At 63.3% G+C, this 12,097-nt stretch carries 12 protein-coding genes and 2 pseudogenes; 7 read left to right on the plus strand and 7 right to left on the minus strand.

What is annotated here, in order from left to right:
• Both B208_RS0113115 and B208_RS0113120 read right to left on the minus strand, forming a co-directional pair.
• A complete protein-coding gene (locus B208_RS0113115) occupies window positions 1-999 on the minus strand; it encodes an AAA family ATPase (protein WP_007979761.1) in 999 nt (332 codons plus the stop codon).
• Between the two features lie 339 nt (window positions 1,000-1,338).
• Window positions 1,339-1,632, minus strand: a complete 294-nt coding sequence (locus tag B208_RS0113120) for a DUF7573 domain-containing protein (protein ID WP_007979759.1) — start codon at window positions 1,630-1,632, stop codon at window positions 1,339-1,341.
• Between the two features lie 72 nt (window positions 1,633-1,704).
• Here B208_RS0113120 and B208_RS0113125 point away from each other — a divergent pair, with 72 nt between their 5' ends.
• Window positions 1,705-1,917 (plus strand): hypothetical protein, encoded by a 213-nt coding sequence (locus tag B208_RS0113125; protein ID WP_007979757.1) that lies wholly within the window; start codon window positions 1,705-1,707, stop codon window positions 1,915-1,917.
• Here the strand turns inward: B208_RS0113125 and B208_RS0113130 are convergent.
• From B208_RS0113130 to B208_RS0113140, 3 genes are read right to left on the minus strand one after another with little or no spacing between them, the layout of a single operon-like run.
• Window positions 1,868-2,854 carry a 5,10-methylenetetrahydromethanopterin reductase gene (locus tag B208_RS0113130; protein WP_007979755.1) on the minus strand — a complete coding sequence of 329 codons (987 nt, stop codon included), beginning with the start codon at window positions 2,852-2,854 and terminating at the stop codon, window positions 1,868-1,870. The two genes, B208_RS0113125 and B208_RS0113130, sit on opposite strands and share 50 nt — an antisense overlap.
• A complete protein-coding gene (locus tag B208_RS0113135) occupies window positions 2,841-3,602 on the minus strand; it encodes a coenzyme F420-0:L-glutamate ligase (RefSeq protein WP_018128912.1) in 762 nt (253 codons plus the stop codon). The genes B208_RS0113130 and B208_RS0113135 overlap by 14 nt, the downstream gene beginning before the upstream one ends.
• A 53-nt stretch (window positions 3,603-3,655) precedes the next feature.
• Window positions 3,656-4,183, minus strand: coding sequence for a metallophosphoesterase family protein (locus B208_RS0113140; RefSeq protein WP_007979750.1), 528 nt, complete (start codon window positions 4,181-4,183; stop codon window positions 3,656-3,658).
• A gap of 84 nt (window positions 4,184-4,267) precedes the next feature.
• On the opposite strand from B208_RS0113140, the gene B208_RS0113145 reads away from it, so the two are divergent.
• Window positions 4,268-5,398 (plus strand): outer membrane protein assembly factor BamB family protein, encoded by a 1,131-nt coding sequence (locus B208_RS0113145; protein ID WP_007979748.1) that lies wholly within the window; start codon window positions 4,268-4,270, stop codon window positions 5,396-5,398.
• Between the two features lie 69 nt (window positions 5,399-5,467).
• Complete coding sequence (locus tag B208_RS0113150) at window positions 5,468-6,709, plus strand: NUDIX domain-containing protein (protein ID WP_007979747.1); 1,242 nt, start codon at window positions 5,468-5,470, stop codon at window positions 6,707-6,709.
• 36 nt (window positions 6,710-6,745) lie between these two features.
• On the opposite strand, the pseudogene B208_RS25045 reads toward B208_RS0113150, so the two are convergent.
• Window positions 6,746-7,433 (minus strand): annotated as a pseudogene (locus tag B208_RS25045) (nucleotidyltransferase domain-containing protein).
• A 200-nt stretch (window positions 7,434-7,633) separates the two neighbouring features.
• On the opposite strand from B208_RS25045, the gene B208_RS0113165 reads away from it, so the two are divergent.
• Together B208_RS0113165 and B208_RS24730 are read left to right on the plus strand one after the other, a co-directional pair.
• The gene (locus tag B208_RS0113165; RefSeq protein WP_007979745.1) at window positions 7,634-8,059 is read left to right on the plus strand and encodes a DUF5518 domain-containing protein; all 426 of its coding nucleotides are present in this window, start codon (window positions 7,634-7,636) and stop codon (window positions 8,057-8,059) included.
• 209 nt (window positions 8,060-8,268) lie between these two features.
• Window positions 8,269-8,523: pseudogene (locus B208_RS24730) on the plus strand (IS6 family transposase); the annotation flags it as partial.
• A 324-nt stretch (window positions 8,524-8,847) separates the two neighbouring features.
• Here the strand turns inward: B208_RS24730 and B208_RS0113175 are convergent.
• Entirely contained in the window at window positions 8,848-9,420 is a 573-nt protein-coding gene (locus tag B208_RS0113175; protein ID WP_007979743.1) for an LURP-one-related/scramblase family protein, read from the minus strand.
• Between the two features lie 113 nt (window positions 9,421-9,533).
• Here B208_RS0113175 and ddh point away from each other — a divergent pair, with 113 nt between their 5' ends.
• Window positions 9,534-10,472 carry a D-2-hydroxyacid dehydrogenase gene (gene ddh / locus B208_RS0113180; RefSeq protein WP_007979741.1) on the plus strand — a complete coding sequence of 313 codons (939 nt, stop codon included), beginning with the start codon at window positions 9,534-9,536 and terminating at the stop codon, window positions 10,470-10,472.
• 223 nt (window positions 10,473-10,695) lie between these two features.
• Window positions 10,696-12,087: an FAD-binding oxidoreductase gene (locus tag B208_RS0113190; protein WP_007979739.1), complete on the plus strand. Its 1,392-nt coding sequence runs from the start codon at window positions 10,696-10,698 to the stop codon at window positions 12,085-12,087.
• Window positions 12,088-12,097 lie beyond the last annotated feature (10 nt).

The raw sequence follows: 12,097 nt of genomic DNA on the forward strand, positions 1-12,097 counted from the left end.
TCACTCCACCGGTACGTTGTCGAGGGCGTTCTGTACTATCTTCCGCCCTTCCTCGCCGCCCATGACGCCCGAGTTGCCCCGAACGCGATGGGCGAGAACGACCTCCGCCTCGACTTTCACGTCGTCGGGTATCACGTACTCGCGGCCGTCGAGGACCGCTCGAGCTTGTGCCGCGCGGAGCAGCGAAATCGACCCGCGCGGACTCACGCCGAGTTGACAGCGGTCCCGAGTGTAGTTCGCCAGTCGGGTGACGTACTCCCGAACCGGTTTCTTGACGCTCACGTTCGAGACGGTCGCTCTGGCTCGGCGGATGTCGCTGGCGCTCGCAACCGCGTCGAGTCGGCGAATCGGGTGCTCGCCGACGACGCGCCGGAGGACCTCGGATTCGTCCTCGGGGTTCGGATAGCCGAGCGAGAGTTTCTTCATGAACCGGTCGATTTCGGCGACCGGGAGTTCGTAGGTGCGGTCCTGCTCGATGGCGTTCTGCGTGGCGATGACCGTGAAGGGACGGGGAACGTCGTGGGTCTTCCCGTCGATGGTCACCTGCTCTTCTTCCATCGATTCCAACAGCGCGGCCTGGGTCTTCGGCGGCGCGCGGTTGATTTCGTCGGCGAGGACGACGTTTCCGAAGATGGGACCGGGTTGGAACTCGAACTCGTTCGTCTTCTGGTTGTAGATGTTGACGCCGGTCACGTCCGATGGGAGGAGGTCGGGCGTGAACTGCACGCGCTTGAACGAACAGTCGATGGAGCGCGCCAGTGACCGCGCGAGCATCGTCTTCCCGACGCCGGGAACGTCTTCGAGGAGGAGGTGACCGCGTGCGAGAATCGTCGTCAAAATGTGCTCCGCGACGTCGTGCTGACCGACGATGACGTGTTCGATGTTGTCGATGATGCGTCCTGTCAAATCCGCCGCGTCCTCGACCGAGAGGGGGTCCGCGAATTCGTCTGTGGGTCGCTCTACAGGGGTCGGCTCTGGATCTTTGTTAGCTTCCTTCATGCTATGAATGCGCGATTGAGTCGAAACGGGTCCTGATGGGCAATGGGGTACTGTGAACGGCGTCTCCCTCGTTACACGTACTATGGGAGCGGGCCTTTGTAACTTTTGTCGCTACTCAAAGAGGTGTTCCAGTTATCCTTGAATACTTTGTGGATTTGTCTGTCGATAAAAAAGACAACTTGTACGGGGTTTCGCGCCAAACATGATTTCGACGAGACACTCCCGGACGAAGAGATAGGTCGCCGTTCAACCGCCGACGTCAAGCGGTTTCTCCGGTTAGTCGGCACGTTTCCGGATGACCTTCTAAGCGTGGTTTCATTTCCCATCCGCGTTTCCACCTCACCACTCCTTGCAGTCGGCACAGACCATTCCGCCGTCGTCCCGCCAGCGCTTCTCGACCGCCGCCCCACAGCGCGTACAAGCCGCGCCGTCGGGCGTCCAATCGTACGTCGCTCTGGCGGGTTCGACGGCGGGTTCGTCCGGCTTCTCGGCGGATTCGTGGTCCGTCGCCGACCCGTCCGCGTCGGTCGTCTCGGCCGTTTCGACCGTTTCGTCCTGTCCGTCCGCCCCGTCCTGTCTGTCCGACTCGCCCGTCTTCCCGACGAATTCCGAGAGCGACGTATCCTCTGACACGTCCGCGCCTACGGAGCGCCCGGTCGTAAGCGTGACGGAGCATCCAAGTACCCCCGGTACGGAGTATCGGGCATGGCAGGAATCCTCTCGAACTTCACCGAAATGGCTCGACTGTTCACCGACGTGGCGACGGCGACGTCGAACCCAATCCCGGCGCTGATGTTGCTCTTCGGGGCCATCTTCGTCGGCTTCTCCGTGTTGTTTTTCGCCTACTTGACCGTCGGCGGACTGGGCGCTACGCTCGTCTCCGACGTGCCCGGTCGAGTGCCGCCGCAACAAGACTGACCGCGTTTTCGCGGTCCGGTCCGAGCGGCGACCCGGCGACGAAACTGTCCGCGTAGTCGAGTACGGCGGCGATTCTGTCAGCCACCGTCTCCGGTGTCCCAGCGATACAGAAGGCGTCTATCATCGCGGGCGTCACCGCCTCGAACGCCGCGGCGAACTCGCCGGCCTCGATGCTCTTTCCGATTTCCCCCGCCGCTTCCTCGTCGATTCCGTGTCTGTCGAGCACCGGCTCCGCCGTTCCGCCCGCGATGAACGCCACCGGCGGACGGGCCGCTTCGCGGGCCGCATCGCCGTCTTCGGCCACGCTCACGCAGGCGTAGGCCGCGAAGTCGAACTCGCCGCGTTCGTCGGGGCGCTCGGCCAGTCCCTCCTCGATGCGGTCGCTCGCCCAGTCGAAATCCCGCGGATGGGAGGCGTTGACCAGCGCGCCGTCGGCGTGTTTCGCGCTCATGCGGAGCATGTGCGGCCCCTGTGCGCCGACGTACACCGGAATCTCGCCGACGTCGTAGTTCAGTCCCGCGTCCCGCGCGGTGAAGGTTCCGTCGTGGGTGACGCGTTCGCCCGCCCACAGGTCCTTCGAGACCTTCATCGTCTCCAACACGCGCCGGAGCGGTCGGTCGCGGTCGATGCCGAGGTTTCGGAGCGTCGAGCGGTCGCCCGCGCCGACGCCGAACACCGCCCGTCCGTCGCTGGCTTCGTCGAGCGTTGCGACCCGGGAGGCGAGCGTCACCGGGTGGCTCTCGTAGGGGTTGACGACGCCCGGCCCGAGGCGGATGTCCTCGGTGGCGTCTGCGACCCGCGAGAGGACGGTGAACGGGTCGCGATTGTTGTAGTGGCTGCTGGCGAACAGCGTGTCGAAGCCCTCGTCCTCGGCCGTCTTCCCGTGTTCGACCAACTCGGCAATCGGCTCCTCGGGCGTGAGTTCAATCCCGCGCAAACTCCCACCCCCGGAGCGCCTGCCGGACGAAATCCCCCTCGACCGACCGAAACAGGTTGTCGCTTCCCCCGTGGTCGCCGAACTCCCAATCGCGGACGACGACGACGGGCAGACCGTCGTCGCCCTCGCCGCTCACGAGGTTCGCCGCGGAGGCGAGTTCGTCCACGACGGATTCGACGGTCACTTCGAGTTCGTGGCCGTCCCTGTCGCGCTCGCCCCGCCAGTCGCGGCTCGCGGGGGGTCCGTCCCAGCCGATGGCGACCCCGCGCTGTCCGTGGCGAAACGGGCGGCCACAGGTGTCGGTGACGACGACGGGCACGTCCAGCGAGAGTCCCGCCCGAATTCTGGCGGCGCTCTCGCTCGGTCGCTTCGGGAGCAAGAGTAGGTCCGCGTCCCCCGTGTTCGACCGGTCGATACCCGCGTTGACCCCGATGTGGCCGAACCGCGTCGCGGTCAGCAGGAAGGGCGCTTCCATGACGAGTTCCGTGCTCTCTTCGAGGACGGCCTGTGCGAACCGCGGGTCTTTCTCCTCACCCGAGATTTCCGACAGGCGTCCCGCGATTTCCTCCGCTCGCGGACTCGTCGGGAATTCGTCGAGCGTTGCGGTCCGTCCCTCGGCTTTCGAGACGATGGTACTCGCGACCAACAGCACGTCGCCGGGTTCGAGGTCAACTCGTTCCTCGACGAGCGCCGCGATGTCGTCGCCGGGTTCGACCTCGGGAATCCCGGATACCGCGAAGACGTTCATGGCTGGGCGTTGGTGCGCGCCGATAAAAACCCGCCCGGAAGGTGCAAAACGGGTCAGCTTTCGTGTTTCTGGACGTCCATCTCGCCGTCCTCGACGGTTACGACGAACATCGTCGCCATCTCCGCCGGGGCCGCGCCCGTCGCGCTCCCCGGATTCAACAGGCGGACGCCATCGACCGTCTCGTCCATCGGTCGGTGCGTGTGCCCCCCGACGCCGACGACGGACGCGTCCGTCGCTCGCTTCGCCGAGGTTTCTTCCTCGACCGTCTCGCGGACGATTCGAGCGACCCGTTCCCTGTATCCGCGTTTCGGTCCCGTTCCGTGCGTGACGACGAAGGTGACGCCGCCGACTTCGAGGGTCGCCACGTCGGGCAAGCGAAGCGACTTCGGGTCGGTGTTTCCGCCGACGGCGGTGTAGTTGCCGTCCGTCAGTTCGTGAACCGACGCCAGCGCGTCCGCCGAATCGAAATCCCCGGCGTGAATCGTGTGGTCCGCACGCATGATTCGGGTTCGAACCCAGTCGGGAATTCGGTTCGCGCGCGACGGGATGTGCGTGTCGCTGATGACGGCGACCCGGAGCATGGTCGCCGTTTCGTCGCCCGGGTAGAAAAACGTTTGAGCGCGATGCGTCGGAACGTTTTAGTCTTCGCTGATGGTTTTCAGACTATGGTCGGTCGTTCGTCTCGACGCGGCTTTCTGCGTATTTCCGGCCTCGGCCTGTCGATACTCGGCAGCGGCTGTAGCGCCCTCCAAGCGCAGTCGCCCCGTCAAGACCCGCGCTGGTCGGTCGAATTCGACGGGACCCCGGCACGAGCGACGACTCTCTCCGACGGTGGCCTCGTCATCGCAACGACGTTCACGCCCGACGGCGAACTCGGTCACCTTCGATTCTCCGGCGAGTACCAACGACTCGCCGAACTGATACAGGTCAAGACGCCCCCGGTCGTTTACGACCACCGCGCGCTCGTCGAATCCGAGGGCATCGTCCGCACCGTCGCGCTCGACGGCAGTTCCCAAACGCGACTTCGAACCGGGTACTTGGCGCTCGGCCACTACGCTCCGGTCGTTTTGGGGTCGTCCATGTTCGGCGTCGGCTACAGCGACGAGTTCGGCAAATACGTCGTCTTCGCGCTCGATTTGACCGCCGAACGGATTCGCTGGATCCGCCCGTTCGGCACCGCTCGGGCGTCCATCGCCGCCGACGGCGAGCGCGTCTTCGCCGCGTCCCCGTCCGGTGTCGTCCGCGCCTACCGCGCGGACGACGGGGGGACGCTCTGGCGGTGCGAGATCGGGAAGGGGGCGCGGTTGGCACACCGCGGGGATTCAGTTCTCGTCGCTACTCGGGGCGGGATGACCGCCCTCGACGCCGCGGATGGTTCGATACGCTGGCAGACCGAGAGCAGTTGGATCGCGTCCGTGGACACCGTGCCCGCGGTGGCCGACTCGACCGTCTACGCCGTGTTGTCGCTCTACTCGAATCATCACCGAACCGTATTCGAGACTGAGACGTACCTCATCGCCTTCCACCTCGATACCGGCGCGGAACGCTGGCGAACGCGCGTCAGCTACGGGACGCCGCTCACCGTGACCGAGGACGGTATCGTCGCCGAGACCATGGAGAAAGTCGAGACGGACCGCGGGAACCGCGAGTTTCGAAAGAACCTCTCCGTCTTCGCCACCGGTGGCAAACGGTTGACGAAGTACGACCTGCCCGACAGGGCGACGATGCGTCCCGTCCTCCTCGACGACGCGGTTATCGCCGGATACGGGAAGACCGTCGCCGCGTACGACCGCTGAATCGGCGGCGTATTCGACGTCGCTCCTCTCGCCCGAGGGTTCAACTGCCACTGGCCCGTCTCCCTTCCCATGGACGAAACCCACGTCGTCACCTGCTTTCTGCGCAACCGCGGTGCGGTGTTGCTCCTCCGGAGAAGCGAGGACGTCGGGTCCTATTCGGGGCAGTGGGGCGGGGTCGCCGGACACGCGGAGGGCGACCCGGACGCGCTCGCACGCGAGGAAATCGAGGAGGAAACCGGACTGCTCTCTTCCTGCACGTTCGTCCGCGCCGGGGACACCTTCGACGTGGCCGACGACTCGCTCGACAAGCGCTGGGTCGTTCACCCGTACCTGTTCGACTGTGCGAGTCGGGACGCGACCACCGATTGGGAGACGACCGAGACGGCGTGGGTTCCCCCGACCGAAATCCTTCGGCGCGAGACGGTGCCGGACCTGTGGACCTCCTACGACCGCGTCGCGCCCACGGTCGAATCCGTCGCCGAGGACGCCGAACACGGGTCCGCGTATATCTCCGTTCGGGCGCTCGAAGTTCTCCGCGACCGGGCCGGACTGTGCGCGGTCCGCGGCGGCGACTGGGACGAACTGACCCGACTCGCGGCGGACCTTATCGACGCTCGACCGAGCATGGCCGCGCTGGCGAACCGCGTGAACCGCGTCATGTCCGATGCGACCGACGACCGAACCCCCGAAGCGGTCGAACGCGCCGCAATCGACGGCATCGAACGCGCCTATCGCGTGGACGAGGCGGCGACGCGCAACGCCCGCGAGCAGGTCGCCGATGAAACGGTGCTGACGCTCTCGCGCTCCGGGACGGTGCTGGACGCGCTTCGCGCCGCGGACCGCGTGTTCGTCGCCGAATCCCGCCCCGCCCTCGAAGGCGTCGGCGTCGCGGAGTCGCTGGCCGACGCGACGAACGTGACGCTTCACACCGACGCCGCGATAGCGCACGTGCTGGCGACGGAGGACGTGGACCGCGTCGTCGTCGGAGCCGATTCCGTCCTCCCGAACGGCGACGTGGTGAACAAGACCGGAACCCGAGTGGCGGCGTTGGCAGCGAGAAACGAGGACGTTCCGGTGTTCGTCGTCACCGCGACGGACAAGGTCCGAACCGGGGACGACCTCGTGCTGGAAGAAGGAAACCCGGATGCGGTGTACGACGGCGACGCGGACCTGTCGGTCCTGAATCCGACGTTCGACGTGACGCCAGCCGAGTTCGTTTCGGGCTACGTCACCGAACGCGGCCTTTTGGAGCGGGAAGGCATCGAGGCGGTAGCCGACGAACTGCGGGAATTAGCCGAGTGGAACGACTGACCGAACGCGCAAGAGTCAAACGTCTCGATTCTCGAACTACTCATCCGCGAAGACCTCCTTTCGAATCGACTGAAGCTGTTCGGTTCCGTACATAGTAATACCCTCCTCGAAGATATCTCGCAATTTCCTGCCCGCCCGTCGCGTGCTCTCGGTCGATTCGACGTACGTTTCGAAGTCGAACCGGTCGCCGTCGAACCGGCGTTCGCTCAACTCACCGACCACGTCTGTTGTGCACCGTCTGGCACTCGTTCTGTTGCCATCGACGACGATGAAGAGGCGATGTCACTCTGCCTGTCCGCCTCACCGCGAGCAACGCTACCGAACAGGACGATACCGACGACAGTCTCGATATCGCCCGTTTCACCGAGTGCAAACTGGACCTCCTCGATGAACGCTCGAACTGGGTCGTGAAACTCCGGCCGCCCGATGGCAAGTATCGGGTCGTCTTTCTGGAGGCGGCTAGGGTCGATGGAAACGTAGTTCCGCTATGGCGTCTCGCGGATTCGGACGACGCCGAGATCGTCTAGCAGTTGTACGGCCCGCCAGACTATCGAACGAGTTACCGCTGTCACATCGACGAGTTCGGGAATCGTAAATTCCGTATCGTTTGCGTCGGTCAACAGACGGAGGATATCGTCTGCGACACCGATTCGAAACACGTCTATCTCGTATCCGTGGTGACGTTGATGCAGACTTTTATCTGCTGTTTCGCATCTCCAGACACTGTCTGATATCGTGCAACAACGTATGAATGGGCTGTGGATAGAAGACAGTCACGCACTTGGAGAAAAATAGAGTAGTCTTGACTGACGTAGCTCCATGGACCCGAATCGGCAGCCGATTAGTCGGCCTGATTCCCTGTGCTTCAACCCACCAAGGGTACTTCTGAAACTATATACGTCCCAGCTCACAATAAATACGAAAATGGTTTCGCCGTCTCACGTTCGCATTCTCTCCCCAGCATGGCGATACGCGCTCATCGGCGCACTGGTCTCGCTCCCGGTCTCAGCCATTATCAACTGGCTTCCGAATTCAGAGGCGACTATCGGCGGTGGAATTATGATTGTTGGGGCGCTCGTCGCGGGAGGCATCGCTGCAATCCGCTCAACAGAACCAAGTGCTGCCGGACTCCGCGCTGGGTTCCTTGGTGGTCTCGTCGCTGTGCTCATTTTCCTCGTAACGGTCGATATCACGGCGGTATGGCCGCTGTCCAGAGTCATCTTCTGGGTGTTTGCTGGGGGGATAAGTCTGTGCGTCGCCCCTCTATTCGGTCGAGGATGCGGTCGTATCGGTGGATGGGTGACGATCACCATTGTCACCCGATGGAAGACTAGCGCGAACGTGTCGTAATTGGCCTACGATCTAGTAGTAGGTCTCATTCCGGTATTGAATGTTCAGAGTGCTTTGTCGATGTTATGAGTGAGACAGCTGACAAGCTTCAGTGGGTTACTGACAAGGTAAACGATCGGCACAGAGTCCCCGACTTCACCCGCGTCCGCAACGATAGCTCGGAGGGCACTGTCTAGATAAGGACGAGCAGGTCGAAGAGCTAGTGATTCATGCTACTCTCAAACCTGCTCAAAAAGAGTTTAGAGACGGCTAGGATTGACTGTTGGGAGCATGAGCGGACGGCGAATGCCCTGACGGTCGTTCGCCACCCGGCTCCACGCGACCGGGCGTTCGCTCAGGGAAACAAAAGCGATTCTTGCGCCTCTCGGCGTAAAACGTTCGCATCGAGCGATTTTCAATGGATCCATCGGATATCTGATAGCGTCTCCAACCCGCCGTCGGCAGCGCCGACGCAGGTCGCGGTGATCGCTCAACAACCGAACACCTGTCGAAGAGGAGCTAAACTAGACAGTGCCGTTCTCTAACATACCCTGAATCTGAGCCAACTATTGAAAATAAGCGAATTCAACTACGTGACGCTTTTTACCCCGCCGATTCTATCCTCTGATGGTGGTGATGACGAAATGTTACCCCCACTGAGCCCCTTGTGATGAAGGGATTAACACCGAACCACCGCTAATTCACGAAAGAACGAATCAATCAGTTGAAACTGTTCACCCCTCCGAGCCCCTTGTGACGAGGATTTTCCCCGAGCCGCCCTTTCGATACGCCCCGAGAGGAATCTCTTCCTACACGCTTTCGAGCACCGCGACGGCTACCGCGCCAGCGGTGAGCGTCGTCCGCGGAATCGCTCCGGGGCGTTCGATACGCACGTCGTAGGCGGTCCGCGGCGAGAGCCGTCCAGAAATCGTCCCGACGTGTTCGCCGTTCGGTGCCGTGACGGTGAACGTGCGCGGGAACGGCGAGAACACGTCCACGACGGTGTTCAGTGCGCCAGCGATGCCTCGGCGGGAGGATAACTCGGCGATGCGTTCCCCGTCCGGTCGGTCGATGGTCCAGTGGTGGCGGCGAAAGTCCAACTCCCGCGAGAGGACGAGTTCGGGTTCGTCCGTCTCCGATTTCACGAGCGTGTACTCCCCCTCGATGTCGAAGGTCTGGCCAGAATCGACGCGGAAGACGGCGTCCCCCTCGGAGTCCCGAAACGGAAACGTGGCCCGCCCTTCCGCGACCTTGCGTTCGGTGGTGAGCAGCGTGTTCCCGTCCGGGTCGGTCACCCGAAACTCTTCGCGGAGGAGGTGTTTCCTGACAGTACATTCGCGTCCCTCGAACGACCACCCGCCGACGTCGCCGCGTCCCGTCATTGCGGCCGTCTTCGAAACGAACCGACAGTAAACTACCGATGCCGCGTGGCGGTTGGGCGGTATTGCCTTCCCCCTTCCGAAGATTCATTCCGACGCCGTTGGTACCTTTCCGCATGCAGATTTCGCACCTCGGAATTCACGAGTCGGTCGAAGCCGTCTTCCCGCCCGAACAGTTGCGCGAGGAACTCTCCGCGCTCGACCCGACGGTCGCGGTGGTCGGCGACGGCGACCGAGACGCGCTCGCGGACTGCGATGCGCTCGTCACGTTCGCCTATCGGGAGTCCTTCCTCGACGCCGACCTCGAATGGATACACTCGATTCAGGCGGGGTACGACCGCTTTCCGCTCTCCGAGCTCGAAGAAGCGGGTATCATCCTGACGAACAGCACGGGGATTCACGGCACGAGCGTCGGCGAAACCGTGTTGGGAACCATGCTCGAAATCGCCCGCCGCCTCCACAGATTCTCCCGTCAGCAGGTCGCGCACGAGTGGACCCGTCCCGACTGGGACGAACCGTTCACGCTCCAGCACGAACCGATATGCGTGGTCGGCCTCGGCACCCTCGGGCAGGGAATCGCCAAGCGCGCAGACGCCATCGGCATGCACGTTACGGGCGTTCGCCGGTCCGCCGAGTCGGTACCGCACGTTCGGACGGTGTACGCGAACGACGACCTCCACGAAGCCATCTCTGACGCTCGGTTCGTCGCGCTGGCGACCCCCCTCACTGACGAGACGGAGGGGCTGATGGGCGAAGCGGAGTTCGACGCCATGCGGGACGACGCCTACTTCGTCAACGTGGCACGCGGGGATTGTGCCGACCAAGACGCCTTGGTCGCGGCGTTGCAGGGCGGCGACATCGCGGGTGCCGCCCTCGACGTGTTCGAGGAGGAACCGCTCCCCGAGGACTCGCCGCTGTGGGACATGGACGACGTTATCGTCACGCCCCACGCCGCCGCGGCGGAGGTCGATTACTACCGCCACATCGCGGAACTCGTCCGGGAGAACGCACAGCACATCGACGCCGACGAGGAACTCACCAACCGAGTCGTATAGGCGGGCCGTCTCCGGTGCGGGGTGTTCGGCGATTCGCCGACCGAGCCATACGACGTTTATCGAAGTTCGTTCGAATGCGATGTGGATTCCGTGGATATCGCCGCCATCGTTTGACAGTTGATAACATCTAACGTTGTGGGTGGAGTAGGAGAACTAGCGCTCGCTGTGATGGTGATTCGGACACGAACGGCGTCTGAATGGGCGCGACAGAGGGGGGAACACAATGGCAACGACAGCGAAAGACGCTGACGAAACGACCATCGAACGATTTCGGGAGGGCCTTCGAGGAACGGTGATTCGGCCGGACGACCCGGAGTTCGACGACGCGCGCACGATTTACAACGCGATGATAGACAAACGTCCCGGACTCATCGTTCGGTGTGCCAACGTCGGGGACGTAATCGCGGCCGTGAAGTTCGCTCGCGAACAGGACTTCGAAGCCGCCATCCGAAGCGGGGGGCACAGCGGTCCAGGTCTGGGACTGGTGGACGACGGACTGGTCATCGACCTGTCGGGCATGACGGGCATCCACGTGGACCCGGACGCGAAAACCGTGCGAGTCGAACCCGGGTGCACGTGGGGTGACGTGGATTCCGCGACCCACGCGTTCGGCCTCGCAACTGTGAGCGGAGTCATCTCGACGACCGGGGTTAGCGGCCTGACCCTCGGCGGTGGACACGGCTATCTGACCCGGAAATACGGCCTGACCATCGACAACCTGCTGAGCGCGGATGTGGTACTCGCGGATGGACGCTTGGTTCGCGCGAGCGAGGACGAGCACGAAGACCTGTTCTGGGCGCTTCGGGGCGGCGGCGGCAACTTCGGCGTGGTCGTCTCGTTCGAATACGAGTTGCACCCGGTAGACACGGTGGTCGGGGGGCCGCTGTTCTGGCCGATATCGGAACTCGAAACGACGATGCGCTGGTACCGCGAGTGGCTCCCGCAGGCCCCGGAGGACGTGTACGCGTTTTACCTGATTGCCGAGGTGCCGGGCGAACCATTCCCGGAAGAACTCCACGGTAAGAACGTGTGCGGACTGATGTGGTGCTGTCTGGGGTCGGAAGCCGAAACCGATGCGGCGCTCCAGTCGGCCCGCGACGCCGCCGAACCGTTATTCGAGCACGTCGAGTCGATGCCCTATCCGGCGATCCAAGGCATGTTCGACGGCCTCTACCCGCCGGGCGACCAGTGGTACTGGAAGGGGGATTACGTGCGCGAGTTGACCGACGACGCCATCGCCGTCCACGAGCGTTTTAGCGAGGTGCCGACCCCGAAATCGACGATGCACCTCTATCCCATCGACGGGGCGGTCCACGACGTCGCACCAGACGAGACCGCGTGGAGCGTTCGCGACGCGACGTGGTCGATGGTTATCGTGGGCGTCGATGCCGACCCGGCGAACGACAAGAAAATCACCAAGTGGGCCCGCGACTACTGGCATGCGCTCCACCCGCACACGGTCGGTGGCTCGTACATCAACTTCATGATGGAGGAAGGGGAGGACCGGGTTCAGGCCAGTTACGGCGACAACTACGAGCGGTTGCGCGCGGTCAAGGCGACGTACGACCCCGACAACTTCTTCCACGTGAACCAGAACATCGAACCGGCGAACTGAGAGTAGGGAA

Origin of the sequence: Haladaptatus paucihalophilus DX253 (genome assembly GCF_000376445.1) — an archaeon.
In the GTDB taxonomy this organism is placed as follows: Archaea; Halobacteriota; Halobacteria; order Halobacteriales; family Haladaptataceae; genus Haladaptatus; species Haladaptatus paucihalophilus.

Excerpts from the sequence above, each read along its gene's own strand:
- B208_RS0113115 (WP_007979761.1), bottom strand. The coding sequence starts at position 999 with ATGAAGGAAGCTAACAAAGATCCAGAGCCGACCCCTGTAGAGCGACCC.
- B208_RS0113125 (WP_007979757.1), top strand. The coding sequence starts at position 1,705 with ATGGCAGGAATCCTCTCGAACTTCACCGAAATGGCTCGACTGTTCACC.
- B208_RS0113135 (WP_018128912.1), bottom strand. The coding sequence starts at position 3,602 with ATGAACGTCTTCGCGGTATCCGGGATTCCCGAGGTCGAACCCGGCGAC.
- B208_RS0113140 (WP_007979750.1), bottom strand. The coding sequence starts at position 4,183 with ATGCTCCGGGTCGCCGTCATCAGCGACACGCACATCCCGTCGCGCGCG.
- B208_RS0113145 (WP_007979748.1), top strand. The coding sequence starts at position 4,268 with ATGGTCGGTCGTTCGTCTCGACGCGGCTTTCTGCGTATTTCCGGCCTC.
- B208_RS0113150 (WP_007979747.1), top strand. The coding sequence starts at position 5,468 with ATGGACGAAACCCACGTCGTCACCTGCTTTCTGCGCAACCGCGGTGCG.
- B208_RS0113165 (WP_007979745.1), top strand. The coding sequence starts at position 7,634 with ATGGTTTCGCCGTCTCACGTTCGCATTCTCTCCCCAGCATGGCGATAC.
- B208_RS0113175 (WP_007979743.1), bottom strand. The coding sequence starts at position 9,420 with ATGACGGGACGCGGCGACGTCGGCGGGTGGTCGTTCGAGGGACGCGAA.
- ddh (WP_007979741.1), top strand. The coding sequence starts at position 9,534 with ATGCAGATTTCGCACCTCGGAATTCACGAGTCGGTCGAAGCCGTCTTC.
- B208_RS0113190 (WP_007979739.1), top strand. The coding sequence starts at position 10,696 with ATGGCAACGACAGCGAAAGACGCTGACGAAACGACCATCGAACGATTT.